The organism is Pseudomonas izuensis (genome assembly GCF_002356535.2).
Taxonomy (GTDB): Bacteria; Pseudomonadota; Gammaproteobacteria; order Pseudomonadales; family Pseudomonadaceae; genus Aquipseudomonas; species Aquipseudomonas izuensis.
Genome location: NZ_AP017423.2, coordinates 6,152,490 through 6,174,798, shown reverse-complemented (window position 1 = coordinate 6,174,798; position 22,309 = coordinate 6,152,490). Strand labels below are relative to the sequence as shown.

Annotated in this window: 18 protein-coding genes; 7 read left to right on the top strand and 11 right to left on the bottom strand. The window is 58.9% G+C overall.

Features of this window, described 5'->3' with window-relative positions:
- Window positions 1-15: 15 nt before the first annotated feature.
- The 10 genes from LAB08_RS27705 to LAB08_RS27660 all read right to left on the bottom strand — a co-directional run bounded on the left by LAB08_RS27705 (window position 16) and on the right by LAB08_RS27660 (window position 12,918).
- Window positions 16-1,578, bottom strand: coding sequence for a SpoVR family protein (locus LAB08_RS27705; protein ID WP_096514676.1), 1,563 nt, complete (start codon window positions 1,576-1,578; stop codon window positions 16-18).
- Complete coding sequence (locus tag LAB08_RS27700; RefSeq protein ID WP_096514678.1) at window positions 1,575-2,846, bottom strand: YeaH/YhbH family protein; 1,272 nt, start codon at window positions 2,844-2,846, stop codon at window positions 1,575-1,577. Before LAB08_RS27700 ends, LAB08_RS27705 begins: the two co-directional genes overlap by 4 nt.
- Before the next feature lie 204 nt (window positions 2,847-3,050).
- Window positions 3,051-4,973: a PrkA family serine protein kinase gene (locus LAB08_RS27695; protein ID WP_096514680.1), complete on the bottom strand. Its 1,923-nt coding sequence runs from the start codon at window positions 4,971-4,973 to the stop codon at window positions 3,051-3,053.
- A 297-nt stretch (window positions 4,974-5,270) separates the two neighbouring features.
- Window positions 5,271-5,600 carry a thiosulfate sulfurtransferase GlpE gene (gene glpE / locus LAB08_RS27690; protein WP_096514682.1) on the bottom strand — a complete coding sequence of 110 codons (330 nt, stop codon included), beginning with the start codon at window positions 5,598-5,600 and terminating at the stop codon, window positions 5,271-5,273.
- 33 nt (window positions 5,601-5,633) lie between these two features.
- Window positions 5,634-6,518, bottom strand: coding sequence for a symmetrical bis(5'-nucleosyl)-tetraphosphatase (locus LAB08_RS27685; protein WP_096514684.1), 885 nt, complete (start codon window positions 6,516-6,518; stop codon window positions 5,634-5,636).
- Complete coding sequence (gene apaG / locus LAB08_RS27680) at window positions 6,518-6,898, bottom strand: Co2+/Mg2+ efflux facilitator ApaG/CorD (protein ID WP_096514686.1); 381 nt, start codon at window positions 6,896-6,898, stop codon at window positions 6,518-6,520. Before apaG ends, LAB08_RS27685 begins: the two co-directional genes overlap by 1 nt.
- A gap of 123 nt (window positions 6,899-7,021) precedes the next feature.
- Window positions 7,022-7,840, bottom strand: a complete 819-nt coding sequence (gene rsmA / locus LAB08_RS27675; protein ID WP_096514688.1) for a 16S rRNA (adenine(1518)-N(6)/adenine(1519)-N(6))-dimethyltransferase RsmA — start codon at window positions 7,838-7,840, stop codon at window positions 7,022-7,024.
- Window positions 7,837-8,826, bottom strand: a complete 990-nt coding sequence (gene pdxA / locus LAB08_RS27670; protein ID WP_096514690.1) for a 4-hydroxythreonine-4-phosphate dehydrogenase PdxA — start codon at window positions 8,824-8,826, stop codon at window positions 7,837-7,839. Before pdxA ends, rsmA begins: the two co-directional genes overlap by 4 nt.
- Entirely contained in the window at window positions 8,823-10,139 is a 1,317-nt protein-coding gene (gene surA / locus LAB08_RS27665; RefSeq protein ID WP_096514692.1) for a peptidylprolyl isomerase SurA, read from the bottom strand. The genes pdxA and surA overlap by 4 nt, the downstream gene beginning before the upstream one ends.
- On the bottom strand, window positions 10,120-12,918 hold the full coding sequence (locus LAB08_RS27660; protein ID WP_096514694.1) for an LPS-assembly protein LptD: 2,799 nt from the start codon (window positions 12,916-12,918) through the stop codon (window positions 10,120-10,122). The genes surA and LAB08_RS27660 overlap by 20 nt, the downstream gene beginning before the upstream one ends.
- A 130-nt stretch (window positions 12,919-13,048) precedes the next feature.
- On the opposite strand from LAB08_RS27660, the gene LAB08_RS27655 reads away from it, so the two are divergent.
- From LAB08_RS27655 to LAB08_RS27645, 3 genes are read left to right on the top strand one after another with little or no spacing between them, the layout of a single operon-like run.
- Window positions 13,049-14,068, top strand: a complete 1,020-nt coding sequence (locus tag LAB08_RS27655; protein WP_096514696.1) for an aminoglycoside phosphotransferase family protein — start codon at window positions 13,049-13,051, stop codon at window positions 14,066-14,068.
- The gene (gene murU, locus LAB08_RS27650) at window positions 14,065-14,736 is read left to right on the top strand and encodes an N-acetylmuramate alpha-1-phosphate uridylyltransferase MurU (protein WP_096514698.1); all 672 of its coding nucleotides are present in this window, start codon (window positions 14,065-14,067) and stop codon (window positions 14,734-14,736) included. Before LAB08_RS27655 ends, murU begins: the two co-directional genes overlap by 4 nt.
- Window position 14,737: 1 nt before the next feature.
- On the top strand, window positions 14,738-15,505 hold the full coding sequence (locus tag LAB08_RS27645) for a TerB family tellurite resistance protein (RefSeq protein ID WP_096514700.1): 768 nt from the start codon (window positions 14,738-14,740) through the stop codon (window positions 15,503-15,505).
- Between the two features lie 43 nt (window positions 15,506-15,548).
- Here the strand turns inward: LAB08_RS27645 and LAB08_RS27640 are convergent, their stop codons facing one another.
- On the bottom strand, window positions 15,549-16,553 hold the full coding sequence (locus LAB08_RS27640) for an alpha/beta hydrolase family protein (protein WP_096514702.1): 1,005 nt from the start codon (window positions 16,551-16,553) through the stop codon (window positions 15,549-15,551).
- A gap of 73 nt (window positions 16,554-16,626) precedes the next feature.
- On the opposite strand from LAB08_RS27640, the gene LAB08_RS27635 reads away from it, so the two are divergent.
- The 4 genes from LAB08_RS27635 (at window position 16,627) to LAB08_RS27620 (ending at window position 22,235) form a co-directional block, all read left to right on the top strand.
- Complete coding sequence (locus tag LAB08_RS27635) at window positions 16,627-19,026, top strand: PAS domain-containing sensor histidine kinase (protein ID WP_096514704.1); 2,400 nt, start codon at window positions 16,627-16,629, stop codon at window positions 19,024-19,026.
- Window positions 19,027-19,656: a response regulator gene (locus LAB08_RS27630; RefSeq protein ID WP_096514706.1), complete on the top strand. Its 630-nt coding sequence runs from the start codon at window positions 19,027-19,029 to the stop codon at window positions 19,654-19,656.
- Window positions 19,657-20,018: 362 nt separating this feature from the next.
- Entirely contained in the window at window positions 20,019-21,143 is a 1,125-nt protein-coding gene (locus LAB08_RS27625; RefSeq protein ID WP_096514708.1) for an ABC transporter ATP-binding protein, read from the top strand.
- Between the two features lie 48 nt (window positions 21,144-21,191).
- A complete protein-coding gene (locus tag LAB08_RS27620; RefSeq protein ID WP_096514710.1) occupies window positions 21,192-22,235 on the top strand; it encodes an ABC transporter substrate-binding protein in 1,044 nt (347 codons plus the stop codon).
- Window positions 22,236-22,309 lie beyond the last annotated feature (74 nt).

Sequence of the window (22,309 nt, the reverse complement as noted above, 5' to 3'; positions counted from 1 at the left end):
GAGGCACTGAAGGTATCAAAGGTGGATGACGGCCAAATCCAGCCGGCCGTAATCGCCTTCGCTGTGCTCGCTTCTGGGTGGAACGTGGTGGGTTTTCATCACCTGGTCCCCTTGCAGGGTCTCCAGGTGTATGTCGAAGCCCCAGAGGCGGTGCAGGTGCTTGAGCACTTCCTCGGTGGAGTCCCCCAGCGGCTTGCGGTCGTGTTGCTGATGTCGCAGCGTCAGGGAGCGGTCGCCGCGGCGATCGATGCTGTAGATCTGAATGTTGGGCTCGCGATTGCCCAGGTTGTACTGCGCGGCCAGCGTTTCACGGATGATCCGGTAGCCCCCCTCATCGTGAATGGCCGGGACCAGCAAATCATCCTTCTGGTCGTCATCGAGAATGCTGAAGAGTTTCAGGTCGCGGATCACTTTGGGTGACAGGTACTGCAGGATGAAGCTCTCGTCCTTGAAGCTGCTCATGGCGAATTTAATGGTCGACAGCCAGTCAGTACCGGCAATTTCCGGGAACCAGCGGCGATCTTCTTCGGTGGGTTCTTCGCACATGCGACGGATATCGCGGTACATGGCGAATCCCAAGGTGTAAGGGTTGATACCACTGTAATAGGGGCTGTCGAACCCTGGCTGAAAGACAACGCTCGTATGGGAGGTCAGGAACTCCATCATGAAGCCATCGGTGACGAGGCCTTCGTCATACAGGTCATTCATCAATGTGTAGTGCCAGAAGGTGGCCCAGCCTTCGTTCATGACCTGAGTCTGGCGCTGTGGATAAAAATACTGCGCGATCTTGCGCACGATGCGCACGATTTCCCGCTGCCACGGTTCCAGCAGCGGCGCGTGTTTTTCGATGAAATAGAGGATGTTTTCCTGCGGTTCGGCGGGGAAGCGCGCATTGTCCTTGTCGCTGTACTTGTCTGCGCCCTTTGGAATGGTCCGCCACAAATCGTTGATCTGTTTCTGCAGATGTTCCTCCCGGTCCTTCTGCCGGCGACGCTCTTCTTCGGCGGAAATCGGATAGGGGCGTTTGTAACGGTCGACCCCGTAGTTCATCAGCGCATGGCAAGAATCGAGCAGATCCTCGACCGCGTCGATGCCATGGCGCTCTTCACACTGCATGATGTACTGCTTGGCGAACACCAGGTAGTCGATGATCGAGCTGGCGTCGGTCCAGGTTCGGAACAGGTAATTGCCCTTGAAAAAGCTGTTGTGTCCGTAGCAGGCATGCGCCACGACCAGTGCCTGCATGCAGATGGTGTTTTCTTCCATCAGGTAGGCGATGCACGGGTCCGAGTTGATTACGATCTCGTAGGCCAGCCCCATCTGGCCACGTGAATAGGATTTTTCCGTGCTGAGGAAGTGCTTGCCATAGGACCAATGGTGATAACCCAGCGGCATGCCGACGGAGGCGTAAGCATCCATCATCTGTTCGGCGGTGATCACTTCAATCTGGTTGGGATACGTGTCGAGCGCGTAGCGAGCCGCCAGACGACTGATTTCGCGGTCGTAGGCCTGAATCAGCTCGAACGTCCACTCGGAGCCGGTGGAAATGGGTTGGCGCTTCAGCTCTTTGGCGGTCATGTCACTAACCTGCGCTGGAAGAGTTCACGGAAGACCGGGTAGATATCTCCGGCCGAGACCAGTTGTTGCTGGGCAAAAGTGTCAGAAAAGGCTTCGGCGATGCGCTCGTATTCGAACCATAAGGCCTGATGTTCGCGTGGGGTTATCTCAACGTAAGTGTAGTACTGGACGAATGGCATGATCTGGTTGATCAGGATGTCGCGGCAAATCGGCGAGTCGTCGTTCCAGTTGTCGCCGTCGGAGGCTTGGGCGGCGTAGATGTTCCATTCGTTGGCCGGATAGCGCTCGGCCATGATTTCCTGCATCAATTTCAAGGCGCTGGACACGATGGTCCCACCGGTTTCGCGGGAATAGAAGAACTCCTCTTCGTCCACCTCGCGGGCGCTGGTGTGGTGGCGGATGAACACGACGTCGATCTTGTCGTAGTTACGCTTGAGAAACAGGTACAGCAAGATGAAAAAGCGCTTGGCGATATCCTTGGTAGCCTGGGTCATGGAACCGGACACGTCCATCAGGCAGAACATCACCGCCTTCGAGCTGGGGTTGGGTTGCTTGATGAGCAGGTTGTACTTGAGGTCGAACGTATCGAGAAACGGCACGCGGTGAATGCGCGCGCTGAGTTTTTCGATTTCTGCTTCGAGTTTTTGAATATCGCCGAAGTTGTCCGGTTCTTCCTGCTTCAATCGCAGAAGTTCTTCCTTGGCTTCGCGCAGTTTCGCCCGACTGCTGCCCGACAGGGCGATTCGCCGTGCATGGGCCGAACGCAGGGTACGGATGATGTTGATCCGTGACGGATTGCCCTCGTTGCTGATCCCCGCCCGAACGGTCTTGAACGTGTCGGTGCCGGTCAGGTTGCGCTTGACCAGGTTTGGCAGTTCAAGGTCCTCGAACATGAACTCCAGGAATTCTTCCTGGGTGATCTGGAAGACGAACTCGTCCATCCCTTCGCCCGAGTTACCAGCCTTGCCAGGCCCTCTGCCGCCGCCACCTCCCGGCGGGCGGGCAATGTGTTCACCAGCGGTGAATTCCTTGTTGCCGGGGTGAACCACTGTCTGTTTGCCACCGCGACCGTGGTGAAGCACCGGCTCGTCGATGTCGCGGCCGGGAATGCTGATTTGCTCGCCGTGTTCCATATCGGTAATGGAGCGCCGGCTGACCGCCTCTTCGACAGCCTTCTTGATGTGGTCACGGTAACGCCGCAGGAACCGCTGACGGTTCACCGTGCTCTTGTTTTTGCCATTGAGACGTCGGTCGATCACATAGCTCATGACTGCTCCTTAGAAGCTGTCCTGAAAGGGGCGAGCGGTTATGCAGCATCGGATCGGTGCCAAGGGATGTTCACGCTCCCCCAAGCGCTTTTGGATGCTGCCTGTACCTCGCTACCGACTTTCGAACACCTTCCAGAGGTCTGTGTATCAGAAAATGCGTACACAGGCCTCTGGCTGACGACAACCGGTCTGACCGGCAGCGGGTTACTGTGATTTTCTGACTCGCAGATACCACTCGGACAGCAGTCGTACCTGTTTGTCGGTGTAGCCCCGCTCGACCATCCGTGTGACGAAGTCGTTGTGCTTCTGCTGGTCTTCTTTGCTGGCCTTGGCGTTGAAGCTGATGACCGGCAGCAGGTCTTCGGTGTTGGAGAACATTTTCTTCTCGATGACCACCCGCAGTTTTTCGTAGCTGAGCCAGGTTGGGTTCTTGCCGTTGTTGTTGGCACGGGCGCGCAATACGAAGTTGACGATCTCGTTGCGGAAGTCCTTCGGATTACTGATACCCGCCGGTTTTTCGATTTTCTCCAGTTCTTCGTTCAGAGCCACGCGGTTGAGAATTTCTCCGGTTTCCGGATCGCGGTATTCCTGGTCCTGAATCCAGAAGTCGGCGTACAGCACATAGCGATCGAAGATGTTCTGGCCATATTCGCTGTAAGACTCGAGATAGGCAGTCTGGATTTCCTTGCCGATGAATTCGATATAACGCGGCGCCAGGTACTCCTTGAGGAAGCGCAGGTAGCGTTCACGGGTTTCTGCCTGGAACTGTTCCTGTTCGATCTGTTGTTCCAGCACGTAGAGCAGGTGCACCGGGTTCGCGGCGATTTCGTGCGGATCGAAGTTGAAGACCTTCGACAGGATCTTGAATGCGAAGCGGGTCGACAGGCCGTTCATGCCTTCATCGACACCTGCATTGTCGCGGTATTCCTGGATCGACTTGGCCTTCGGATCGGTGTCCTTGAGGTTTTCGCCGTCATACACGCGCATCTTGGAGTAGATGTTGGAGTTTTCCGGCTCCTTCAGGCGGGAAAGCACAGTGAACTGGGCGAGCATCTTCAGCGTATCGGGTGCGCAATGGGCTTTTGCCAGCGAACTGTTGAACAGCAACTTGTCGTAGATCTTCACTTCGTCGCTGACCCGCAGGCAGTACGGTACCTTGACGATGTAGATCCGGTCGATGAACGCTTCGTTGTTCTTGTTATTGCGGAAGGTATGCCATTCCGATTCGTTGGAGTGGGCCAGCAGGATCCCGGTGAACGGAATTGCGCCCAGGCCTTCGGTACTGTTGTAGTTGCCTTCCTGGGTGGCGGTCAGTAATGGGTGCAGCACCTTGATCGGCGCCTTGAACATTTCGACGAATTCCATGAGGCCCTGGTTGGCCCGGCACAGTGCCCCCGAGTAGCTATAGGCGTCGGCGTCGTTTTGCGGGAATTCCTCCAGTTTGCGGATATCGACCTTGCCCACCAGTGCCGAGATGTCCTGGTTGTTTTCATCTCCCGGCTCGGTTTTGGCCACGGCGATCTGGTTGAGGATCGACGGGTACAGTTTGACCACGCGGAACTGGCTGATGTCGCCGCCGAATTCGGCCAGGCGCTTGGTTGCCCAAGGCGACATGATGGTATTGAGGTAGCGCCGTGGAATGCCGAAGTCTTCCTCGAGGATCGCGCCATCTTCAGTGGCGTTGAACAGACCCAGAGGTGATTCGAAAACCGGCGAGCCCTTAATTGCGTAGAAGGGCACTTTTTCCATCAGTTGCTTGAGCTTTTCGGCCAGGGACGATTTACCACCACCGACGGGGCCAAGCAGGTAGAGGATCTGTTTCTTCTCTTCCAGGCCCTGAGCGGCATGGCGGAAATACGAAACGATCTGGTCAATGCATTCTTCCATCCCGTGGAAGTCTTCAAAGGCCGGATAGCGACGGATCACCTTGTTTGAAAAGATTCGCGACAGTCTCGAGTTGGTCGAGGTGTCGAGCAGCTCCGGTTCACCGATGGCCAGGAGCAGACGCTCTGCGGCGGAAACGTAGGCGCTACGGTCCTTTTTGCACAGTTCCAGATACTCTTGCAGCGTGAGTTCTTCCTGGCGTGTGGACTCGAAACGTTGTTGGAAGTGGCTAAAGATACTCATGACGTCACCTCGCTCGATACGTGGAGCCGACGCCGGATCACTCAGTCGATGCTGGCAGCAACCGAACAGGCGGTCGCTGTTTACCCCCCAGAACTCTTTCGGAACTGACGACTCCGAAAGCTACTCCCGATGATCCGTGCGCCGGTGTACCGGCTCTCCCCTGTTTTGGATGGCCTGCGCTTAAGGATAGTTGCTTTATCGGGAGGTAAAGGCGAGATACGTAATTATGTGTGGCAGACCGTTCGTCTGCCACCGCGCTAGCCCGCGCAAGTCGCGGGCTTACGTGTTACAAAAAAATTATTCGGAGGTGCCTTGCGCAGTTTCCGAAGGATAAGTCGTACGCCACAGCTCAAAACCGCCATCCATGCTGTAGACATCCGAGAAGCCCTGGCTGATCAGGTAGGCGGCTGCGCTCTGGCTGGAGTTGCCGTGGTAGCAGACCACCACGGTGGGAGCGTCGAGGTCGGCGGCGCGGATGAAGTCCGAGATCGAATGGTTATCCAGGTGCTTTGAGCCGCTGATGTGCAGCGTGGCATAGGTGGCCGGATCGCGGATATCGACCACCACGGCACCTTGCTCGCGCAGGGCCTGGGCCTGTTCCGGGGGGATACGTTTGAATTCGCTCATGGCGGGCTCCTGTGGCTCGGCTGAAAGCGCAGTCTAGCGCGGGGCGCTGGCTGACGATGGTACGGAGGGTGGTGGGATGACCGGCGGCTCGGCGGCATGGCCGTTTTCGTCGCATTTGCAGGACAGACGCTCACCGCTGTCGACATTCATCAACGTCAGGGCGCCGCCCCACACACAGCCGGTGTCGAGGGCCGAAATATCCGGCTCAAGTACTTTGCCTTCCAGTGCGGCCCAGTGACCAAAGATGATCTTCACATCCTTGGTCTTGCGTTCCTTGTGTTGGAACCAGGGCTTATAACCCGGTGGCGCGCTGTCGAGACCTTCCTTGCTCTTGAGGTCAAGCTTGCCTTCGGCCGTACAGAAACGCATCCGGGTGAAATAGTTGGTGATCACCCGCAGGCGTGTGATGCCTTTGAGGTCGTTGTCCCATTTGGCCGGATCGTTGCCGTACATGCCGTCAAGGTAGGGCGGAAACAGATTGTCGTCACGCAGGGCGGTCTCGACTTCGGCTGCGCACTTCAGGGCTTTGCGCAGCGACCATTGCGGCGGAATGCCGGCATGCACCAGCGCCACGTTACGTTGTTCGTCGTAGTGCATGAGTTTTTGCTGGCGCAGCCAGTCCAGCAGCTCGGCGCAATCCGGTGCTTCGATGATTTCGCGCAGGGTGTCGGCTTTCTTCAGACGTTCGATGTTCTGTCCGGCGGCCAGCAAGTGCAGGTCGTGGTTGCCGAGTACGCAAACCAGCGATTCGCGGATGCTATAGAGGAAGCGCAAGGTATCGAGCGATTGCGGGCCTCGGTTGACCAGGTCGCCGACCAGCCACAGGCGATCTTTTGCGGGATCGAATGCAACTTGCTTAAGCAGGCATTGCAGGGCCTCCAGGCAGCCCTGCAGATCGCCGACGGCATACGTCGCCATCAGTGCAAGGCTCCAGGCACTGCGAGGCGGAATGGCGCAATGATGGCGTCGAATTGCTTGCCGTCGTCGGCGATCATCTGATAGCTGCCTTGCATGGTGCCCACCTTGGTGGTCATGACCGTGCCACTGCTGTAGGTGTGACTCTCGCCTGCTTCGATCAGCGGTTGCTGGCCAACCACGCCCGCACCGCGAACCTCTTCGACATGCCCGTCGCCATCGGTGATTACCCAGTGCCGTGACAAGAGTTTGGCCGGTATCAGGCCATTGTTGTGCACGGTGATGGTGTAGGCGAAGGCAAAGCGGTCGTGTTCGGGTTGCGATTGTTCTGCCAGATAGCGGGTGACGACGCTGACGTCGACCTGATAACGAGGATCGGACATGCAAGAGGCCTTAAAAACGAATCGGGACGCGGGGCATAGCTGATTGAGTTCAGTCTAGGCCAAGTATCGGGTAGTAAACCAGACATGGGCGCTGGTGTCCTATCCGATAACGCTTCGGCCTTGTCAGGCCTGTGCAGGCGTCTGCAGGGATTGTTCGCTGAGTTTGTCAGCCAGGCGCACGAAGGCGGCCAGATCGAGTTGCTCGGGACGCAAACTGCCGTCGACACCGGCGGCTTCGATTTCGGCATTGCTCAGTAGCAACTTGAGGGTATTGCGCAGGGTCTTGCGACGCTGGTTGAAGGCTTCGCGCACGACGCGCTCCAGCAGCCGGTGGTCCTTGGCCGGGTGCGGCAGCACGGCGTGAGGCACCAGGCGCACGATAGCCGAGTCGACTTTCGGCGGCGGGTTGAACGCGCCCGGACCGACATTGAACAGATGCTCAACCCGGCAGTGGTATTGGACCATGATCGATAACCGGCCCCAGTCACCGCCGCCAGGTCCTGCCGCCAGACGCTCAACCACTTCCTTTTGCAGCATGAAGTGCATGTCGCGAATCAGGTGGGCGTTGTGCAGCAGGTGAAAAATCAGCGGTGTCGAGATGTTGTAAGGCAGGTTGCCGACCACGCGCAGGCTGTTCGGCGCGGCGTTCAGGCTGTTGAAGTCGAACTTCAACGCATCACCCTGGTGCAGGTTGAAGTTGCTCTTGCCGGCGAACTGCTGGTTGAGGATCGGGATCAGGTCTTTATCCAGTTCGACCACGTCGAGCTGGGCGCCGCTGTTGAGCAAGCCCTTGGTGAGCGCACCCTGGCCCGGACCGATTTCCAGCATCCGGTCGTCGGGTTTGGCGTGAATGGAGCGCAGGATGCGGTCGATAACGCCGGCATCGTGCAGAAAGTTCTGGCCGAAACGCTTGCGCGCCCGGTGTTGGTATTGCTCGGTCATAAACGGGTCTCGGCCATCTGGTAGGCGGTTTCCAGGGCGACTTGCAGGCTGCCGGTATCGATCTTGCCGCTGCCGGCCAGATCCAGGGCGGTGCCGTGGTCGACCGACGTGCGGATGATCGGCAAGCCGAGCGTCACGTTGACTGCCGCGCCGAAGCCTTTGTACTTCAGCACAGGCAGGCCCTGGTCGTGGTACATCGCCAGCACTGCATCACAGTGCTCCAGATATTTTGGGGTAAACAGAGTGTCGGCGGGCAGGGGGCCACGCAGGTCCATGCCTTCGCCGCGCAGGCGCTCCAATGTGGGTTCGATGATATCGATTTCTTCATGGCCCAGGTGTCCGCCTTCACCGGCATGGGGGTTGAGCCCACAGACCAGAATGCGTGGCTGGGCAATGCCGAATTTTTCCTGCAGGTCGGCATGCAGGATTCGAGTGACCCGCTCCAGGCGCTCCGGCGTGATCGCATCGGCAATCTCACGCAGGGGCAGGTGGGTGGTGACCAATGCCACGCGCAATCCGCGAGTGGCGAGCATCATCACCACTTGTGCGGTATGGGTCAGGTCGGCAAGAAATTCCGTGTGCCCGGAAAAGGCAATCCCGGATTCATTGATCACACCCTTGTGCACGGGGGCGGTGATCATCCCGGCAAAATGCCCGTCCAGACAGCCTTGGCCGGCGCGGGTCAGGGTTTCCAGAACGAAGGCAGCGTTAGCCTTGTCCAGTTGCCCGGCGACGACTTTGGTATTGAGCGGTGTATCCCAGACATACAGGCTGTTGGCGGGTGCGGGTACGTCCGGCCAGTTGTCCGGTGCAACCGGCAGCAAGTCGACAACCACCCCCAACTGCGCGGCCCGCTCAAGGAGCAGGCTGCGGCTGGTAATGGCTATCAGGGGATGTGGCTGGCCTTGCGCGGCTAGCAGCAGGCACAGGTCGGGACCTATGCCGGCCGGTTCGCCGGGTGTCAGCGCGAAACGTTTAGGTTTCACTGCGCTGCCTGGTCGGCGCCAGGGAGTTTGATTTCTACGTACGCTTCGTCACGGATCTGACGCAGCCAGGTTTGCAGCTCTTCATCGTACTTGCGGTTGCGCAATACAGTCATGGCTTGCTGCTCACGAGCCTGAGTGGTGCTGTCAGTGGCGCGACGACCAAGGACTTCCAGTACGTGCCAGCCATATTGCGTCTGGAACGGCTTGGACAGCTGACCTTGTGGCGTTTTGGCCATCACTTCGCGGAACTCGGGAACCAGGGCGTTCGGGTCGATCCAGTTCAGGTCGCCGCCGTTGAGGGCAGAACCCGGATCTTCCGAGTAGCTTTTCGCCAGTTCGCCGAAGTCTTCGCCGGCTTCGATACGAGTATAGAGCGATTGGGCCAGTGCCTTGGTTTTTGCTTCGTCGCGGATCGGGCTCGGTTTGACCAGGATGTGCCGCACATGCACTTCGTCGCGTACCTGAGTCCCACCGCCACGCTTGTCGGTGATTTTCAGGATGATAAAACCGCCTGGTGTACGCATTGGCTGGGTGACATCACCAACAGCCATGGTGCTCAGCAGGCGATCGAACGGCGGTGGCAGTTGAGCGGCTTTACGCCAGCCCATGTCGCCACCTTCCAGTGCGGTTTCGCTGGCGGATTTGGCAATGGCCAACTGACCGAAGTCCGCACCTTGCTTGATCTGCTGGTAAATCGCGTCAGCCTGCTTGGCGGCGTTCTGAATCGCTTCGGAGTTGGCGCTTTCCGGCGTAGGAATCAGGATGTTGGCCAGGCGGAACTCTTCGGACAACTGCATCTTGCCAAGGTCGGAAGCCAGGAAGTTTTTCACTTCCTGCTCCGACACCTGGATGCGCTCGGCCACACGACGCTGGCGTACACGGCTGATAACCATTTCGCGACGGATCTGGTCACGGGCGTCGTCGTAAGACAGGCCGTCGTGAGTCAGGGCGGCACGGAATTGTTCAACGGACATGTTGTTGCGCTGGGCGATGGTGCCAACAGCCTGGTTCAGTTCTTCATCGGTAATGCGGATGCCGGAACGTTCACCGATCTGCAGTTGCAGGTTCTCGACGATCAGGCGCTCCAGCACCTGTTGCTCCAGCACACTGGCCGGCGGCACGGCAGAGCCGCGCTTGGCGATGGTTTGCTGAACTTCATGAACGCGCTGGTCCAGTTGGCTCTGCATGACCACGTCGTTGTCGACAATGGCCACCACCTTATCGATGGACTGTACCGCGGCGTTGGCCGCGGTACCCAGGAACAGCGCGCCCAGCAACAGCGGGCGCAGACAATCAGAAAGCTTGGTCTTCACGTTCACGATAACCTTGAATGCCTTTGTCGAGGAAACTCTCTACCTTGGCGCCGGTGAGGCCGCCGAGTCCCTTCAGAACAATTTGGAGGAAGACGCCATGGTCGCCTTTTTCGTTTTGCGGTGCTTCCTGGCTGAATTCGTCATAGGAAACCCAGTAACGGTTGATCAGGCGCAGTTTCCAGCAGCAGTTGTCGTACTCGAAACCACCGAAGGCTTCCAGGGTACGGTTGCGGTTGTAATCGTACTGCCAGCGGCTGATGGCATTCCATTGCGGCACGACCGGCCAGATCACCGAGAAGTCGTGCTGTTCGATCTTGTAGTAATCCTTCACGAAGCCAGGAGTGCCAGGGGTGCCATAGTCACCGCCGCCCACGGTCCATTTACCGGTGGTCTGGTCATAGCGGATCTGGTCATTGCGATAGCGATAGCCGGCGTTGATGACCTTGTTCGGATTGTCTTCAGGCTGGTAGTGGAACATCGCGCTGCCCGAGCGTGGGCTGCGGCTGTCCGGATCCCAGTTGTAGTCGGCAGTGGTACGCCAGTCGCGGTTCCAGCGATATTCGTATTCCAGCGCATAAGGGGACACGTTGGAGTGCGCGTCTTGTCGGGTTGAGGCATCGATGCCCGGCAACTGGACTTCACGATCCTTGAAGTACAAGGCCTGGCCGACACTGATGCGTTGACGCTCGAACCCGTTGTCTTCAATCCAGCGGTTGGTCACGCCCAGCGACAGTTTGTTCTCGTCGCCGACACGGTCGGAGCCCGAGAAACGGTTGTCGCGGAACAGCGATGCATAGTTGAAGGTGTATTCGCCGGTGTCGAAAACCGGAATGTCCGTCTGGTCTTTCTCGGGAACATAGAGATAGTACAGGCGTGGCTCAAGCGTCTGGCGATAGTTCTTGCCGAACCATTGGGTATTGCGATCGAAGTACAGGCCGCTGTCGATGCTCGCGATCGGCACGCCACGGTTCTGGTTGCTGCCGAAAGTACCGTTGAGATTGTCCTGCTCCGGGGTTTGCGCGGCAATCTGAGCCTTACCGATGCTGTCCAGATCCAATTGATATTGGGTGTACTGGTACTTGAGCGTTGGTTTCAGGAAGCCATAAGTCCAGTTCAGCGGCAGGCTGACGGCGGGTGCAAGGTTCAGACGATCACCGGTGGCGCGCGCCAGGCCCGTAACGTTGGTGTCGAGGCGCGGCGAAACGTTGCCATCTTCATCGGTGAAGTTGCCGTTTTGCAGATCCCGGTCGAACCGCACGACTTCGGTGTTGTAGGTGAAGTCCAGGCCGCTTGGATGATACGGCAGAGCACCATCAAAGGTGATCTGCGGCAAGCGGTCATACGGCGTGATGTTCGACACGGTTGCCAGCTGGTATGCCTGCGCGTTCACACGGGCGGTATAGCTGTCGCCGCGATAGGTCACAGAGCCTTGCTGGTTCACGTAGTCGGCGCTTTTGACGCCGATCTGGTCAGTCTGCAGATCCTGGAAGTAGTAAGGGTCACTGAGCTTGGTGTAGTCGACTTGCGTGAATACGCGCGAATCCAGGCCACCCTTGTGCTGCCAGTTATACATGTAGCGGTTTTTTTCGTAGTCGGACTGTAGCTTGCGTTGAGTGTCTTCGTCGTTGAGGTACGCGGCACCGAACTGACCTTCGCTGGACTTGGTCAGGTAACGGAACTCACCTTCCATCAACAAGCCGTGCTTGTCCATGTAGCGCGGATACAACGTGGCATCGTAGTTCGGTGCCAGGTTGAAGTAATACGGAGTCACCAGCATGAAGCCGGTATCGCTGCCGGTGCCGATGGTCGGCGGCAGGAAGCCGGACTGACGACGGTCGTCGATCGGGAAATAAATGTACGGCGTGTACAGGACCGGGATGTCCTTGACCCGCAGAGTCACGTTGGTCGCGGTACCGAAGCCGGTAGCCGGGTTCAGGGTGATGTTGTTGCCCTTGAGCTGCCAGGCGTTGCTGTTCGGTTCGCACGTGGTGTACGTACCATCCTTGAGGCGGATGATCGCGTTCTCTGCACGTTTGGCATACAGCGCGTTGCCACGGATGCGGGATTTGTGCATCACGTATTCGGCGTTGTCGACCTTGGCTTCACCGGTATCGAGCTGCACGTCGGCATGGTCGCCCACGATCAGCGCGCCGTTGTCGCGAATGCGCACGTTGCCGGCCAGCTCGCCCCGGCTCTCGGCCTGGTACAGGTTGGCTTCGTCGGCTTCGACCTGCATGCTGCCCTGGCGCATGACCACGTCACCGGCCAAGGTTGCGATTTGCTCATCCTGCTTATAGCGAGAGGCTTTCGCGCCGATAAAGGTTGGCGCGTCACTTTTGCTCGTCTTGTCATTCATGCCAGGACGAATAGGCTCGATATAGGAACCGGAGCAGTAAGGACCGGTTTCAGCCAGTTGTGCCGCAGTGAGTTGATCGCGGGGAACCCAGTCGAGGTGGCTGTAGTCTTCGCTACGCGACTTCAGGCCGCGGCCCTCGGACTCGGTAACCAGTGCGGTCTTGGTGCCGGTGGCTTCGCTGGAACCGCTCTCGGCCGGGACCTCGCCGGTTGCGGAGACTGCGCTGCCTTCATGGACGGGACGCGGAGGCAAGGCAGCCGCCGGCGATTTTGGCGCACAGTCCCAGGCACCCGAAGCAGAGACTGAGCAGTCATACTGTTCCGCGGCAACCACGAAGGAAGTGGCCAAGGGTTGCAAGGCCAGCAGACTGCCGGTTACCAACAACGGAAATTTTTTACGAAACGCGGGGGATTTCAATGCCATCTTATTAGTCCGGGCTTCCTGCGTGCCATCTGCCCGCGGTGTGGGCCGCACGCCTCTCGATGGTCTGAAAAAGATGCTGGATAATAAAGCATGACCCGCTTGACGGCTAGCGCCGTCGGAGACCCTAGCAATGCCTGAACAAGATGTACGTTTGCAACACCTGAAAGTTTGGCTCGATGAACAGTTGGCGGTTCTTTTTGCAGAACAGGGTTGGGGTGCCATACCTCCGGCCACGTTGACTGCGGCCAGTAGCGACGCGAGTTTTCGGCGTTATTTCCGTTGGGAGGGCGCGGGTAAAAGTTTCATCGTAATGGATGCGCCGCCGCCCCAGGAAAACTGCAAACCATTCGTGGATATCGCTTTTCTGCTGGCGAAATCCGGAATTAATGTGCCGAAAATTTATGCCGAAGACCTCGAGCGCGGTTTTCTTTTGCTTAATGACTTGGGCAACAAGACGTATCTTGACGTAATCGACAGCGAAAACGCCGACGATTTATTCAAGGATGCCCTGCAAGCGCTGTTGGCCTTTCAGCAATTACCGATGGTTGCTCCGCTGCCAAGTTATGACGTGGCGTTACTGCGCCGGGAACTGGAATTGTTCCCCGAGTGGTATGTGAAGCGTGAGCTGGGCGTCGAGTTCGACGCGGCGCAACAAGTGCTCTGGCAGCAAGTCAGCGACTTGTTGATCGACAGCGCTTTGGCCCAGCCGAAGGTCCTGGTGCATCGCGATTACATGCCGCGCAATCTGATGCTCAGCGAGCCGAATCCCGGTGTGCTGGATTTCCAGGATGCGGTTTACGGTCCGGTGACCTACGACGTGACGTGCCTGTTCAAGGATGCCTTCCTCAGTTGGCCCGAAGAGCGCGTGCGCGGTTGGCTGGAAAGCTATTGGCAGCAAGCCGTTGTGTTGAATATTCCGGTGCAGCCGGACTTTGAAGACTTCCTGCGTGCCAGTGACTTGATGGGTGTGCAGCGTCACCTGAAAGTGATCGGGATCTTCGCCCGCATCTGTCATCGCGACGGCAAGCCGCGTTACCTGGGCGACGTGCCGCGGTTCTTTTCATATATAGAAGCCGTGATCGCTCGCCGTCCTGAACTGGCCGGACTGGATGTGTTGCTCGCCAGTCTGCGTGCCGGAGTGACAGCATGAAGGCAATGATTCTGGCGGCAGGCAAAGGCGAGCGCATGCGCCCGTTGACCCTGACCACGCCAAAACCGCTGGTACGTGCAGGCGGGGTGCCACTGATCGAGTATCACCTGCGTGCGCTGGCCACTGCGGGTTTTACCGAGATTGTGATCAACCATGCCTGGCTCGGTCAGCAGATCGAAGACTATCTGGGCGACGGATCGCGCTATGGCGTGAGCATCCAGTACTCGCCGGAAGGGGAGCCGCTGGAGACCGGTGGCGGGATTTTCCGTGCATTGCCGTTGCTGGGCGATGAGGCCTTTGTCGTGGTCAATGGCGACATCTGGACCGATTACGACTTCAGTGTGCTGCATCAGCCGATTGTCGGTCTTGCCCATCTGGTGTTGGCCAGCAACCCGGCCCATCATCCGGCCGGGGATTTTCAACTGATCGACGGGCAGGTTTGCGATGGTCATCCTGGCGCCACCACCCTGACGTACAGCGGCATCGCGGTGCTGCATCCGCGGCTCTTCGAAGGTTGCTCTGGCGGGGCGTTCAAGCTGGCACCGTTGCTGCGTGCCGCGATGGCGAAAGGACAAGTGTCCGGCGAACGCCTGAGCGGGCATTGGGTGGATGTCGGCACCCATGAGCGCCTGGCTGAAGCTGACGCCCTGATTGAAGCGAGACGCTGACATGTTATGGCCAGGGACTCTGATTGGAGCCGGGGTGGGGTTTGCCATTGCAAGCATTCCGGGGGCCATGCTTGGTGCTTTGTTGGGGCAGGCCCTGGATCGGCGCCTGCACTTGCAGAGTTGGGCGCATCTGCGTGAAAAACTTGGCGGCCGTTCGGTGCTGCGCAACGATGAATTGCTGTTCGTCCTGCTGGGACGACTGGCCAAGTGCGACGGACGGGTTGTGGATGGTCACATTCAGCAGGCGCGACAAGAAATGCGCTCGCTGGACATGAACGAATCTGCCCGGCGTCGGGCGATTGCGGCGTTCAATCGCGGGAAGTCGGGAAACGACCGGTTGCGTAGTTATCTGCGTCGCCTGAGTGCTCAGCCCCATGCGGCAGAAGGGGTGTTGCGCGCCTGTTGGCGGATGGTCTGGGCCGATGGGCGCGCGGGCCCCGGTGAGCGAGCGCTGATCGCTCAATGGGGCAAATGGCTGGGCTGGACGTCGCATCAGGTGCAGGCTTTGGCGATTGACTACGAACCGCAAAAACGTGCTCAGGTCAGCAGTGCCGTGACTTATCAGGATGCCTTGCGACTGTTGGGCGTGTCCGCCACCAGTGAACCGGCGCAGATCAAGCGCGCATATCGGCGCCTGCTCAGCCGTCATCATCCTGACAAGATTGCCGGCAGCGGGGCGACGGCGTCGCAAGTGCGCGAGGCGACCGAGAAGACGCGGGAATTGCACAATGCTTATACGTTGATTCGTCAGCGGCGGGATTTTCGTTAGCAGGAAACATTTGTTTCGCCCGCGATGACGGCGACTCGGTCTGTCAGTCCGCCGCATTCTGCGGATTCAACCAACCCCGCACCCGCCGAACCAACTGCTCCTGTTGTGCATTGGCATCACCTGGCAACGCCTTGAGTGATACCTGGCTGAATGCCGAAGTCTTCAAGCGTTTGCTGGCTTGCAATCGGGCCAGCGCCGCGTTGCGGTCCAGCGGTTTGTCCACATAGAAGATATCTGCGGTCGGCAGCTTCAAGGTCGGCGTGAGTTCGTCCAGCGCCGGTTTTGCCTGAGCGGGTGTCTGCGCGGCAACCATGACGAACCGCTCGACTTGCGATGGCTGTTTCTCGCTCAAATAGCGTGCAGCCCAGTAAGCGCCTGTGCCATGCCCCAGCACGACGATGCTGCGAGCACTTTGCTGCTCCGCGAAAGCGATGGCTGCATCGATGCGGGCGTAAATCCGCTCGGCATCCGCCTTGCCTTGTTCTTCGCTGGTTTCGGCGACAGGCTTGTCAGCCACTTCGGCTTCACCGCCGGCTGCCTGTTCGATGGGGGCTGCGGTGGTCGAGTCCTTGCTGCCGGCGTCCGGTGTCTTGGGCGCTGGCGGCACTTCGATAACGCGTGGCGCAATGGCATCGCTTTGCAAATCTGGCAAGGTGATACTCAGGCTGCTCCACTTTACGTTCGGCAAATTGCGCCGCAACGGACCAATGGCTTGCGGCCAGTCAGCGGTTTCGCCAGCGCCCGGGATGATAATCACCGCGCCTTTCGGGTCGGCGGCATTGGCTGGCTTCCACAAGGCCAGGAAGGTATCGCTGCCCGCTTGCAGTTGCTGCTGTTCCTGGGCCGGGATTTTTCGCTCCAGTGCTGCCGCTTCTTCCTGGCTACGCTCAGGCAGCGGCTGACGTTCCACCGGTTTTTCTTCGGCAGCCTTTTGCGTGACATTTGCCGTGGCGGCAGGTGTCGCGTCGGCGGCCTCGACGGAAAAAGCGCATGGCAGGATCAGCGACAGGCACAATGCTGGCAGTGCCAGGCGGTAGTCAGGGGGCATCGGATATTCCAGGCCAGAAATTATTCCGGCAGCCTAATGGGTTGGTCAGTATTTGTCAGTGTGTGAGAGTTCGATGATGCGTTTTCGCTGCCTGTGGGTTATCGGCTGTTTGTGGTTTCCCTTGATGGGATGGGCGGCGGCCGCGCCTGCGGTGCACGCGGCCGTCTTGTCGCCCCGGCAACAGCAATGGCTGGCGCAGCAGGACGAACTACGGGTGGGGCTGGTGTTGCAAGCGCCCTATGCGCAATACGATCGACGGTTGCAACGCCTGTCCGGGGCCAACGTCGAGCTGATGAAATGGCTCGCCAAGGCACTCAATGTCGAACTGAGCTGGCGTAACTTTCCCGACCTTGAGCAACTGGAGGCCGCGGCACGCGCGGGTGAAATCGACATCGCTCCAGGGTTGACCCAAACCCCCGCAGGTCTGCGCCTCTGGCAGTTTTCCGATCCTTACATGCGAGTGCCGCAACTGGTCGTCAGCGACCAGAAAAGCACGGGTGCGGTGGAGCTGGAAAAACTCGACAGCCAGACCCGCGTCGCCGTACGCATGCCCAGTGCCACCGCCGATTATTTGCGCGGCAACTATCCGCACCTGAATCTCCAGGGGGTTCCGATCGAGCGTCAGGCGTTGCAGTTGTTGTTGAGCCAGCAGGCCGGTTACGCGGTGGTCGATGAAGCGCAATTGGGGCGTCTGTCCATCGAGCCGGAGTTTGCCGAGCTGGTGGTGGTGGGTGACATCGGCTTGCCGCAGTTGCTGCGGGTGGCCACCCGGCGCGACAAACCGGAGCTGGCGGGCATTGTCGAAAGCGCACTGCGGGCGATCCCCGCCAAGGATCTGGAAAGTCTGCACAATCAATGGCTGCAACCCAAGTATCCAAGACTCACCGAATCGCCGGGTTTCTGGAAAAACCTCTGCCTGCTTTTGCTGGTGCTGGCTCTGAGCTGCATGGCCATCGTGTTTTGGCAGCGCCGCCAGCAGCACAGTCTGGAGCAGCGATTGGCGGCGGCACAGGACGACATTGCCTTGCGCGCTGCCAGCGAAGAGGCCCTGCGGCTGACGCAGTTCTCCATCGATCAGAGCACCGTCGGCATTCTTTGGGTCAATTGGGACAGTCATGTGCGTTATGCCAACCGCGCGGCTGAAACCATGCTGGGCTATTCGTCGGGTGGAATCATCGATCGGCCATTGATCGACTTCGAACCCGGCCTGCATATGGACCGCTGGTTGAACCTGTGGAAACGCGCCAGGGCCAGCGATGATGCACCGCAAAGTTTCGAAACCAATTGTCTGCGGGCGGATGGCAGCATCCTGCCAGCCGATGTTTCGCTGAGCTTCCTGCGCTTTCGCGACGGCGAGTATCTGGTGGTCTACCTCACTGACGTCACCGAACGCCGTCGCGCCCTTGCCGCGTTGCAGGAGAGCGAGGCGCGGCTGCAAGGGATCGCGGCGAATGTGCCTGGTCTGGTCTTTCGCCTGGAACGGGCGCCGGTGACAGGGCAGATCGACTTTGCCTACATCAGTGAGGGGAGTGAGAGCCTTGTTGGTTACTCGCCGGTCACCCTGGCCCATCGGGACAAAGGCCTTCGCAGCCTGGTGCATCCGGACGACAAGGCCAGCTACCACCAGACCCAGGACCTTGCCCTGGACACCGACAGCGACTGGTCGTGGCAAGGGAGAATTCTCACGCGCCAGGGCGAACAGCGCTGGGCGGAAATCAAGGCCATTACCCGTCGCCTTGAAGACGGTGCCTACGTCTGGGACGGCATTGTCTGGGACATCAGCGAAAGCAAGCGCATCGAGCTGGAGCTGGCCAGCTCACGGGAGCAGTTGCGGGAATTGTCCGCGCACCTTGAGAGTGTGCGTGAAGAGGAAAAGGCCCGCATTGCCCGGGAAGTTCACGACGAGCTGGGTCAGATGCTGACCGTGCTCAAGCTGGAAACGTCCATGTGCGAACTGGCCTATGCGCAACTCGATCCCGGGCTGCACGAGCGCTTAAACAGCATGAAACGCTTGATTGCCCAACTGTTCCAGTTAGTGCGCGATGTGGCGACGGCGTTGCGTCCACCGATTCTCGATGCGGGGATCGCGTCCGCTATCGAGTGGCAGGCCCGCCGCTTCGAGGCGCGTACGCAGATCCCGTGTCTGGTGCAAGTGCCGGATAACTTGCCGGTGCTCAGCGATGCCAAGGCAATTGGCCTGTTTCGAATCCTTCAGGAAGCGCTGACCAATGTCATGCGTCACGCCCAGGCGCATACTGTCGAACTGACACTGGTCCTTGAAGGCGACGAGCTGTGTCTGACCGTCAGCGATGACGGCGTAGGATTTGTCCCAACTACGGGTAGACCGTCATCCTTTGGGATTGTGGGCATGCGTGAGCGGGTGTTGATCATGGGCGGTGAATTATCGCTTGAGAGTGAGCCCGGAGAGGGCACGACTTTGATCGTGCGAGTGCCGTTGGATGAGGATAAGTAAGTGATCCGTGTACTGGTAGCCGAAGACCACACCATCGTCCGCGAAGGCATCAAGCAATTGATCGGCCTGGCCAAGGATTTGTTGGTGGTGGGGGAGGCGAGCAATGGTGAGCAATTGCTTGAGACCTTGCGGCATGTGCCCTGTGAAGTGGTATTGCTCGATATTTCCATGCCGGGCGTGAATGGCCTTGAGGCGATTCCGCGAATTCGCGCACTGAACAACCCGCCGGTGATCCTGGTGTTGTCAATGCACGACGAGGCGCAGATGGCGGCCCGCGCGCTGAAGATTGGCGCTGCCGGCTACGCGACCAAGGACAGCGATCCGGCCCTGTTGCTGACGGCCATCCGCCGGGTCGCGGCGGGTGGTCGCTATATCGACCCGGACCTGGCCGACCGCATGGTCTTCGAGGTCGGCTTGACCGATTCGCGGCCGCTGCACTCATTGCTCTCGGAGCGTGAGTTTTCTGTGTTCGAGCGCCTGGCCCAGGGCGCCAACGTCAACGACATCGCCCAGCAATTGGCGTTGAGCAGCAAGACCATCAGCACCCATAAGGCGCGGTTGATGCAGAAGCTCAACATCACCTCGCTGGCTGAACTGGTGAAATACGCGATGGAGCACAAGCTTCTCTAAAAGATCACCGATCTACTATTGTGGGAGCGAGCCTGCTCGCGAAGGCGGTGCGTCAGTCGATGGGCCTTCGCCTGATCCACCGCCTTCGCGAGCAGGCTCGCTCCCACAAGGGTTCGCCACATCGCTTGCGATAGCGGACTTATCCAATAGCGACAGCACTTTTCGGCCGCTTTTGCTTGTTCTTGCCGCTTGCAGCTAGCTACTCGCCACCGCGCTTGCCAAATCCCGCCATTCTTGTAGGGCAATCCCTACCCCCAACCTTCCATCCGGCTGAGGCGATTCTCTCCTGCGTCCCGATTTGCGCGGTCCCCAGCGTCCACTAGGCTTAGTCCACAGCAGTCAACAACAACAAAGGTGTGGGTATGAGCCAGGTCGATTCAAGCGCAGGGGCCAATGATGTTCTGGTCAGCTTTCGTGGAGTGCAGAAGAGCTACGACGGCGAGAACCTGATCGTCAAAGACCTCAACCTGGACATTCGCAAAGGTGAATTCCTCACCTTGCTCGGGCCGTCCGGTTCGGGCAAAACCACGAGTCTGATGATGCTCGCTGGTTTTGAAACCCCGACCGCAGGCGAAATCCTGCTGGCCGGTCGCTCCATCAACAACGTGCCGCCGCACAAGCGTGACATCGGCATGGTGTTCCAGAACTATGCGTTGTTTCCGCACATGACGGTCGCCGAGAACCTGGCGTTCCCGCTCACCGTGCGCGGCTTGAACAAGAGCGACGTCAGCGACAAGGTCAAGCGCGTGCTGAGTATGGTGCAGCTCGATGCGTTTGCTCAGCGTTATCCGGCGCAACTGTCCGGCGGTCAGCAGCAGCGTGTGGCCCTGGCCCGCGCATTGGTGTTCGAACCGCAACTGGTGCTGATGGACGAACCCCTCGGCGCACTCGACAAGCAACTGCGTGAACACATGCAGATGGAAATCAAACACCTGCACCAGCGTCTGGGCGTGACCGTGGTGTACGTGACCCACGACCAGGGCGAAGCCCTGACCATGTCTGATCGTGTGGCGGTATTCCATCAAGGCGAGATCCAGCAGATCGCGCCACCGCGCACGCTCTATGAGGAGCCGAAAAACACCTTCGTCGCCAACTTCATCGGCGAGAACAACCGCCTTAATGGCCGCCTGCACAGCCAGACCGGCGACCGCTGCATTGTCGAACTGGGTCGCGGTGAAAAAGTTGAAGCGCTGGCGGTGAATGTCGGCAAGACCGGTGAGCCGGTGACCTTGTCCATTCGCCCGGAACGCGTGAGCCTCAATGGTTCCAGCGAGTCTTGCAGCAACCGTTTCTCGGGACGGGTGGAGGAATTCATCTATCTGGGCGACCACGTCCGGGTTCGCCTGGAAGTCTGTGGCAAGACCGACTTCTTCGTGAAGCAACCGATTGCCGAGCTCGATCCCGGCCTCGCAGTCGGTGACGTGGTTCCGCTTGGCTGGCAGGTCGAGCACGTACGTGCGCTCGACCCAATTCTAGAGGCGAACTGATCGCCCTGGCTTCAACAACACCAACCCTGCACGTGGAGAGAACAATAAATGTTGAGATCCCTGAAATTCACCGCTCTGGCACTGGGCATGATGGGGGCTGCGGGCGCAATGGCCGCTGGCCCGGACCTGACCGTGGTGTCCTTTGGCGGGGCGAACAAGGCGGCGCAGGTCAAAGCCTTCTACGCACCGTGGGAAGCGGCAGGCAACGGCAAGATCGTGGCGGGCGAGTACAACGGTGAAATGGCCAAGGTCAAGGCCATGGTCGACACCAAGAGCGTGTCCTGGGATCTGGTAGAGGTTGAATCGCCAGAACTGTCCCGTGGTTGCGACGAAGACATGTTCGAGCAACTCGATCCGGCGCTGTTCGGCAAGAACGAAGACTACGTCAAGGGCGCCATTCAGCCATGCGGCGTGGGCTTCTTCGTGTGGTCGACCGTGTTGGCCTACAACGCCGACAAGCTGAAAACGGCACCGACCAGCTGGGCGGATTTCTGGGACACCAAGCAGTTCCCGGGCAAGCGTGGCCTGCGTAAAGGTGCCAAGTACACCCTGGAATTCGCACTGATGGCCGACGGCGTTGCGCCGAAAGACGTCTACAAAGTGCTGGCCGGCAAAGATGGTCAGGACCGCGCGTTCAAGAAGCTCGATGAGCTCAAGCCGAACATTCAGTGGTGGGAAGCCGGTGCACAACCGCCTCAATACCTCGCTTCCGGTGACGTGGTCATGAGCTCGGCCTACAACGGCCGTATCGCTGCCGTGCAGAAAGAAAGCAACCTGAAAGTGGTGTGGAACGGCGGCATCTACGATTTCGATGCCTGGGCCATTCCGAAAGGTCTGGATAAGGCTCGCGCTGAAGCAGCGAAGAAATTCATTGCGTTCTCGGTACAGCCTCAGCAGCAGAAGACCTACTCGGAAAACATCGCTTACGGTCCGGCCAACACCCAGGCCGTACCGTTGCTGGCCAAGGATGTCCTGAAAGACATGCCGACCACTCCGGAAAACATCGCCAACCAGGTGCAGATCGACGTCAGCTTCTGGGCTGACAACGGCGAACAACTGGAACAGCGCTTCAATTCCTGGGCTGCCAAGTAAGACCGCACCGCGGGCTTACGCTGTAGGAGCGAGCCTGCTCGCGAAGACGTCAGCACATTCAGCATCATTGTTGA